Here is a 6,004-nt window from a genome sequence, read left to right on the forward strand (position 1 = left end):
CCCCTTCCAAAAAAGGCTCGACTCCTGGACACTTCATCGACCTAGATTGACGGCCCCAGAGACATGCTTTTCTGGGGCTGTTTTTCATGCCCTTTTTCGGACACCTAGAGACTGTCTAGCCTCCAAAAAACGGTGCACAAAAACGACCTAAAAATCTGCGTTTCCGGGCCGTTCACATAGGGGACTATACCCTCCAAAAAACGACCGTATATTGGAGAGTAAGAAATCTCTATAAGACATGAACCAAGCAAGTGAGAAGAAACGACAGGATGCAATCAAAGAAGCTACACTTAAGAAAGTACGACAAGCGCCTAGACGCTGTTCGCATCCTGGTTGTTCAAACTATGCTATAGGTTCACATCTTATTCAAGAAAATGGAGTGCTGAGCGTCATAGCTGACGACAAAGGTTCTGTGATAGAAATTTATCCCCATGCAGTTGCTAGCTCGTTCAAGCCAGAACAATTCAAAAATGTTAGTATAGGTATGGCGAGTGTTTTTAAAGGCTTCTGTAATCAACATGATACAATGCTATTTCATGATATAGAGAACGTAAATACTGATTTTAGAAAATATAAAGATTGCTTGCTCTTAGCTTATAGGACTGTGGTTGCGGAATTAATTGAGGTTGATAACACTATAAACTTTCAAAATAGATTAAGGAGCGATTTAAGGCTTCCTATTAAAATGCGTGAATATTATAAAACTCAAAAAGCTCAAAGGATATTAGCTAAAAAGGATTGTCAGTTTTTCAAAAGGAGTATTGAGGAAGAGCTTGATGGTATAAAAAACAATAGCTTTAGTTTTGGTTTTATAATTAGGAGTATGCCTAAGCTTGATATAGCAGCATCTTTCATACATGGAAGCGCAAATACTAGTTTTAATCCTTACAATATAAATGCTGCATTAATTGCAGATCCTGCAAGTTCGCATTATATACCGGCTTCAAATCCGGTATTTATAAATTTGATCCCTCGCAACGATCATACAGTTCTTGTTATGGGATCTTTTAGAGATTATAAGATTTTTAATAATTATACTATTAAAGATGTTTTGGCAATGAACGATAAAGATGCTCTTAAAATAATTAATTACTTTTTACTGGCGACTGATGGATGGTTTATGTCAAGAAGGTTGTTTGATCGATTGTCATTTCAAGATAAAATTGAAAAAATGTTTGAGGTAATAAAAAACTTTGGCAAGTCAGGTGCTCTTGATTATAGATTTAATATTTTTGATGGCATAGTGTAAAATATGAAAGTGGCTATTTACGCCCGTGTGTCGACGAAGAACAAAGGGCAGGATACCGAAAACCAGTTGCACCAGTTGCGGGAGTTTGCTGAGCGGCACGGCACCATCTATAAGGTGTTCACCGATGAGGAGTCGGGCAGCAAGGCCGAGCGTGCTCAGTTCAAGCAGTTGCTACTAGAGGCTTATCAGAAGAAGTTCGACTTGGTGGTATTCTGGCGCCTCGACCGCTTCAGCCGCGAAGGCGCCCTCACCACACTCAAATACCTGAAGGAGCTAAAAGATCATGGGGTGGATTATAAGTCGTTCACCGAACCTTACCTAGATTCGCTCGGTCCGTTTGGGGACGTGATTGTATCGATGCTGGCCACTATTGCTAACCAAGACTTAATCAAGGTGCGCGAAAACACCAAGGCCGCTTTGGCCAAGAAGAAGGCAGCAGGTGTTAAACTGGGAGCGCCAACTATCAACGATAGCGTCGTGCAGCAAGTACGGGCACTAAAAGCTACGGGAGCGTCGAACCAAGTAATTGCCAAGGCAATGAAGATTTCACCTAGCACTGTAGCCAAGTATATCTCTGTAGCTTGAAAAGCTGCTGGTTTGAAAAAGAAGAATGCTTAACAAGATAAACTATAGTATGGATAACCGCGGAAAGAATAAGTTGGTTAGTGGAAAGATCAAATATGATATTGTTCCACAAGGGAGTAGTAAAGGTTTATTACTAAAAGATAAAGTTTTAGATTCCTTTAATTCATCGTACCTAGGTTTAGGTAGTTTAGATGTTGATAGTAGATCTATTGATGCAGTTGCAGCAGTTTTTGATTTAGCTGGTTTCACAAGTTTTTGTACCCAGATAGAGCCTCACCTATATGTGCCTGCATTTTTGAGTCGTTTTATTGATTGGATGTTTGCTTCTATAAAAGAAGAAATGATAGATCGTAGAGATAATGATAATATTTATTTATGGTGTCCTCTTCCGTTCTATACAAAATTTATGGGTGATGGCTTGATGATTTTATGGGATGTTTCTTCTATTACGCCAGAGCTTAGAAGGAATATAATTATTAGTTGTGCTGTTATATGTAATAAATATAGAGATAATTTTTATTCTTCTATAAAGAAACTAATCCCAAATCCTCCGCAAGGGCTGAGGTGTGGACTCGCTAGAGGTACTGTATTTTCAGTAGGTAATGGTAAAGATTATACAGGTTCTTGTATTAATATGGCTTCTAGATTGCAAAAGTTAAATGGGTTGTCTTTTGCATTTAATATTAAAGGATTTGATATGCATCACAGAAAAGCGGATAATGTATTAAAAGAGTTTATAGTTATTAAAGAAGTTGATATACGTGGTATTGGTAACTGTGAGCTAGTTGGAGTTATCGAGCAAGAATTCTTGCGACTTTCAGAAGAAGATAAATCTTTATTTAATTCTTTTTAGTAACTGCGATAGATTCATGTCCAAGCGTCTCGGCCTAGGTCGTATATGGGATAAGCTAGTCGATCAATACCCCTGGCTCTGGAAGGTAGAGCAAGCGATAGGCTACACCATCTGGACCTTTATCCTCCTAGCTATTGGAGTAAGTGTCTGGCATGCCTTCACTTAGAATATGATGTTTCACATAAGCCTTTTTAAAAAGCCTCAGTTTAATATCTGGGGCTTTTTTGCGTTCAGTAAGAAACCGGTTTCCGAACACTTTCGCCAGCCCTGAACGCATGCTATAAAGGCGGTTTTTTCAGGCGTTTTTCCAATAGGGTTTCTGAACACCTATTGAACGTTTATTGGAGAGGTTGAGGTAGCTTTGAAGAAGCTATCTAACCTACTAAGCAATGATCTACGATAAGAACGGGTCGCCCTTCGAAACCGGCAAAAAGGCTGTATGGGCATCAGGAGATTTTATTCCTTCGAACCTTGCATGGCCTTTGTGGCGGGTAACAGATAGTAGTGGGGCAGAGACTATGATTCAGAGCGAAGGCAAGGCCAGTGTTATTTTTCTTGATGAAGCTAAGGGTAAGTTATTTAGAGTAATCAAGGAGCCAGTCCTTCTAAATTATCATGATGATGAATATTGGAGAGCAGTAAATAGTTATATTCAGAAAGGGCATGTGGTGTGGCTTGAGCAGCCGAGAAATAATATTATCGAAATCCACATTGTTCGATTTTCAGGTGGGAATGACTACGTTCTAGATTCTATTGACCCTGGAGCTTTTCTCCATGCTACAACTAAACAGCCAGTTGAGGCATTGCTAGAGTGGTTTGAGTCCAATGTTCACAAGCTGTCTTGACCATATATGTCTTTAATCGCAAGTTGACCTGTTTTCTGTCCTTCGTTGAGCGGCGTTAGGTGCGGAAGTTTGAGTCTCTTCAATCTTCCTCATCTCACTCACTCTTCGATTATGAGATCATTTCTTCTTGCTGGCCTTGCGCTGTGTGTTGGTTCTATCGGTGCCCTGATGGCAGCACCGCCGCCACCCATACCGAAGCCAGTAGTGCTGCCCTTCATTCAAGTGGAGCGCCACACTTGGCTAACGGATAGCCTCAAGCGCTATGTGACGGCAACCATGCCGGTATTTAGTGCGGCTGACATGACGCCGCAGGCCTTGGATACCCTAAACGCAAAAGGCGTCACGTTGCCGGCAAACAAGGGTGTATGCCACCTGGTGTGGCACTACCGGCCTCGCCACTGGACGGTGGCGCGCAATAACTACTTCACGGGCCGCGTGCCGGTACCCGCTTTGAAGGTGCCAGCTATCGTGACGCACACAATCTAGGTGTGTTGAGAACAAGAAAAAGCCCCGGCTGCTCATGCGGCTGGGGCTTTTTCTTTTCGGCGGCCGCAGCAGAGCTAGACTACCTAGTGTTTAACTACGACCTGCGTTTTAGCCGAGTTTAGTTTATATTCATCGTCAAAATAATAACTAGAATACATGCTTGCTGGAGTCGTAATAGCACTAGGCATCTTCGTCGGGCCTGTCTTCATCGGATATTGGATATTGAAGTATTCAGGCCTTATCAAATCTGCGCTGCTGCTGCATGGGATTAAGTGGTTTTGTTATGGCTGGATGATGTGCGTAGTGGTTGTTCTAACCGGTACTTTTCAAAAAATGAATGGGTACTATGCACTCTCCGGTATGGCGTTGTTCTGCCTTATCGTGGGTGTATTCGCCGTGCTGATTGTAGAGCGACACTAGCTAGCTTTCATCATCGGCACGTCGTCCAACTCGTCGAGCATCTTGATGGCGTCACGCTTCATGTCGTTGTCGACGTGCACGTACTTCATGGTAGTCGCTATCTTCTCATGGTCCATTAACTTCTGGAGCACTTCTACTTTACCACCCCGTCGAATGAATTCTGTAGCGAACGTCTCACGCCCAACATGGTAATGAAGCCGGGTTTCAATGCCTAGATGGCCCGCTATAATTTTCAGTGCCCGATTGGAGTACTGATCTGTATAGTCGTAGAAGCCAGGCATACCTTCTTCCCGCTCAGCATCCTCCAAGTAGCTCAGCGCCTTCTTTGTAAGTGGCAGCATCATTTCGCGCAGCTTCTTATCGTAGGTCTTGTAAATGCGGAAGTGCAATTCCTGCCCTTCGAGCCGGGCATTACGCAGGCCTTTTAGGTCACTCAGCCGCAAGCTGGAGCAGCAGCTAAAGAGAAACTTCGCCAAGATGCGCCGTTGAGGAGAGCGAGGCGCGCACTGCTGATAATAAGCATCGAGTAGCTGTTGCTCACCGGGCTTTAATGGTTTCCACTGGCCCGGAGCTGACTTGTTCTGAAAGTCCTGGTAGGGGTCTTCAAATTTGATCTTATCCCTGCGGGCTAGACTTAAGTAGGCTTTTACATCCTTATGGCGGCCCCAGATCGTGTTCACGGACTTGATCCGCTTGCGCAGAAAGGAATCAAAATCATCCGCAAACTTGGGATTGAGGCAGAAAAAAGGGAGAGACTTGCGGAATTCACGCAAGGCATTCAGCGAGCTGGTGTGATTCTTTCGAGTGGTCTCGCTAATGCCATCACGGTGACTTTTGCCTTTGCGATATCGCTCGGCAATCTTGTGCTCCATGTAGGCCACGAAGTCTTTCTTGCTGCCCTCGGTATTATAAGAGTAGAGAAAGCCGTCGCCCGTGAGCACCTGGCCGCTTAGTCGGAATTCGACAAATACATCGTTCGCCTTACTTAGGGCCTTGCCGATGATCAGATTGTAGTCGGCTAATTTCTTCTCTAGCGCTTCGGCTGTGCCCCCGGCCCACGCCGTGGCGGTGCTCAGCGCCTGCTCATAGCTGTTCGGTCGGGCCTTCTTCGGTACGCTAGCTAGACAGAGGCCCTTCTGCTCATCAAATAAATCGGGAAACCATCCGATGCCCAGCGATACAAATTGGGGCTTGCGGCTGATGATCACTTGGAGCCGGATCGGGCACGTGCCGTCTTGCCGGGCTGGATAGCGTAGATTAATTTTTGCTGAATAATGCATTGTTAAGCGGTTGTAAAGCGCGGAAAACGCAAAAGGCCAGAAACCGACCTTCCTAGTGAACTAGAAAGGCCGTTTTCTGGCCAATGGCGCTGTTTTACAGCTAAAAAGTACCCAGAGCCGGGGTCGAACCAGCACCCGTAAAGTCTACAACTTACCTCCGCAAGATAATAACGAGCATGACATTCACTAAAACGAAGTCCTTTGCCACTCCGGCCTACAAGCAGGCTGGGCACTACTAAGGATGAGCTTGTATCATTTCACAAACGCCCGTTTAAGTAACCGTACG

At 44.3% G+C, this 6,004-nt stretch carries 8 protein-coding genes; 7 read left to right on the plus strand and 1 reads right to left on the minus strand.

The annotated features are described in order from the left end of the window. Positions 1–238 precede the first annotated feature (238 nt). From BXP70_RS28545 to BXP70_RS28570, 7 genes are all read left to right on the plus strand, one after another. Positions 239–1,249, plus strand: a complete 1,011-nt coding sequence (locus BXP70_RS28545) for a hypothetical protein (protein WP_143436775.1) — start codon at positions 239–241, stop codon at positions 1,247–1,249. Positions 1,250–1,252: 3 nt separating this feature from the next. Continuing rightward, positions 1,253–1,834, plus strand: coding sequence for a recombinase family protein (locus BXP70_RS28550; RefSeq protein WP_086597530.1), 582 nt, complete (start codon positions 1,253–1,255; stop codon positions 1,832–1,834). Positions 1,835–1,883: 49 nt separating this feature from the next. After that, complete coding sequence (locus tag BXP70_RS29775; RefSeq protein WP_143436776.1) at positions 1,884–2,687, plus strand: hypothetical protein; 804 nt, start codon at positions 1,884–1,886, stop codon at positions 2,685–2,687. A gap of 16 nt (positions 2,688–2,703) precedes the next feature. Beyond that, positions 2,704–2,853: a hypothetical protein gene (locus tag BXP70_RS30140; RefSeq protein ID WP_179197892.1), complete on the plus strand. Its 150-nt coding sequence runs from the start codon at positions 2,704–2,706 to the stop codon at positions 2,851–2,853. 223 nt (positions 2,854–3,076) lie between these two features. Further along, positions 3,077–3,532: a hypothetical protein gene (locus BXP70_RS28560; RefSeq protein ID WP_086597532.1), complete on the plus strand. Its 456-nt coding sequence runs from the start codon at positions 3,077–3,079 to the stop codon at positions 3,530–3,532. 111 nt (positions 3,533–3,643) lie between these two features. After that, positions 3,644–4,018 (plus strand): hypothetical protein, encoded by a 375-nt coding sequence (locus tag BXP70_RS28565; RefSeq protein WP_143436777.1) that lies wholly within the window; start codon positions 3,644–3,646, stop codon positions 4,016–4,018. Between the two features lie 156 nt (positions 4,019–4,174). Then, on the plus strand, positions 4,175–4,438 hold the full coding sequence (locus tag BXP70_RS28570; RefSeq protein WP_086597534.1) for a hypothetical protein: 264 nt from the start codon (positions 4,175–4,177) through the stop codon (positions 4,436–4,438). Here BXP70_RS28570 and BXP70_RS28575 read toward each other — a convergent pair. Then, a complete protein-coding gene (locus BXP70_RS28575; protein WP_086597535.1) occupies positions 4,435–5,718 on the minus strand; it encodes a site-specific integrase in 1,284 nt (427 codons plus the stop codon). The genes BXP70_RS28570 and BXP70_RS28575 overlap by 4 nt on opposite strands. Between the last annotated feature and the right edge of the window lie 286 nt (positions 5,719–6,004).

The sequence above is a fragment of the Hymenobacter crusticola genome, assembly GCF_002154225.1.
GTDB lineage: Bacteria > Bacteroidota > Bacteroidia > Cytophagales > Hymenobacteraceae > Hymenobacter > Hymenobacter crusticola.

Bases quoted from the DNA above. Each gene is read 5' to 3' on its own strand.
- BXP70_RS28545 (WP_143436775.1), top strand. From the start codon at position 239: ATGAACCAAGCAAGTGAGAAGAAACGACAGGATGCAATCAAAGAAGCT.
- BXP70_RS28550 (WP_086597530.1), top strand. From the start codon at position 1,253: ATGAAAGTGGCTATTTACGCCCGTGTGTCGACGAAGAACAAAGGGCAG.
- BXP70_RS28560 (WP_086597532.1), top strand. From the start codon at position 3,077: ATGATCTACGATAAGAACGGGTCGCCCTTCGAAACCGGCAAAAAGGCT.
- BXP70_RS28570 (WP_086597534.1), top strand. From the start codon at position 4,175: ATGCTTGCTGGAGTCGTAATAGCACTAGGCATCTTCGTCGGGCCTGTC.
- BXP70_RS28575 (WP_086597535.1), bottom strand. From the start codon at position 5,718: ATGCATTATTCAGCAAAAATTAATCTACGCTATCCAGCCCGGCAAGAC.
- BXP70_RS30140 (WP_179197892.1), top strand. From the start codon at position 2,704: ATGTCCAAGCGTCTCGGCCTAGGTCGTATATGGGATAAGCTAGTCGAT.
- BXP70_RS29775 (WP_143436776.1), top strand. From the start codon at position 1,884: ATGGATAACCGCGGAAAGAATAAGTTGGTTAGTGGAAAGATCAAATAT.
- BXP70_RS28565 (WP_143436777.1), top strand. From the start codon at position 3,644: ATGAGATCATTTCTTCTTGCTGGCCTTGCGCTGTGTGTTGGTTCTATC.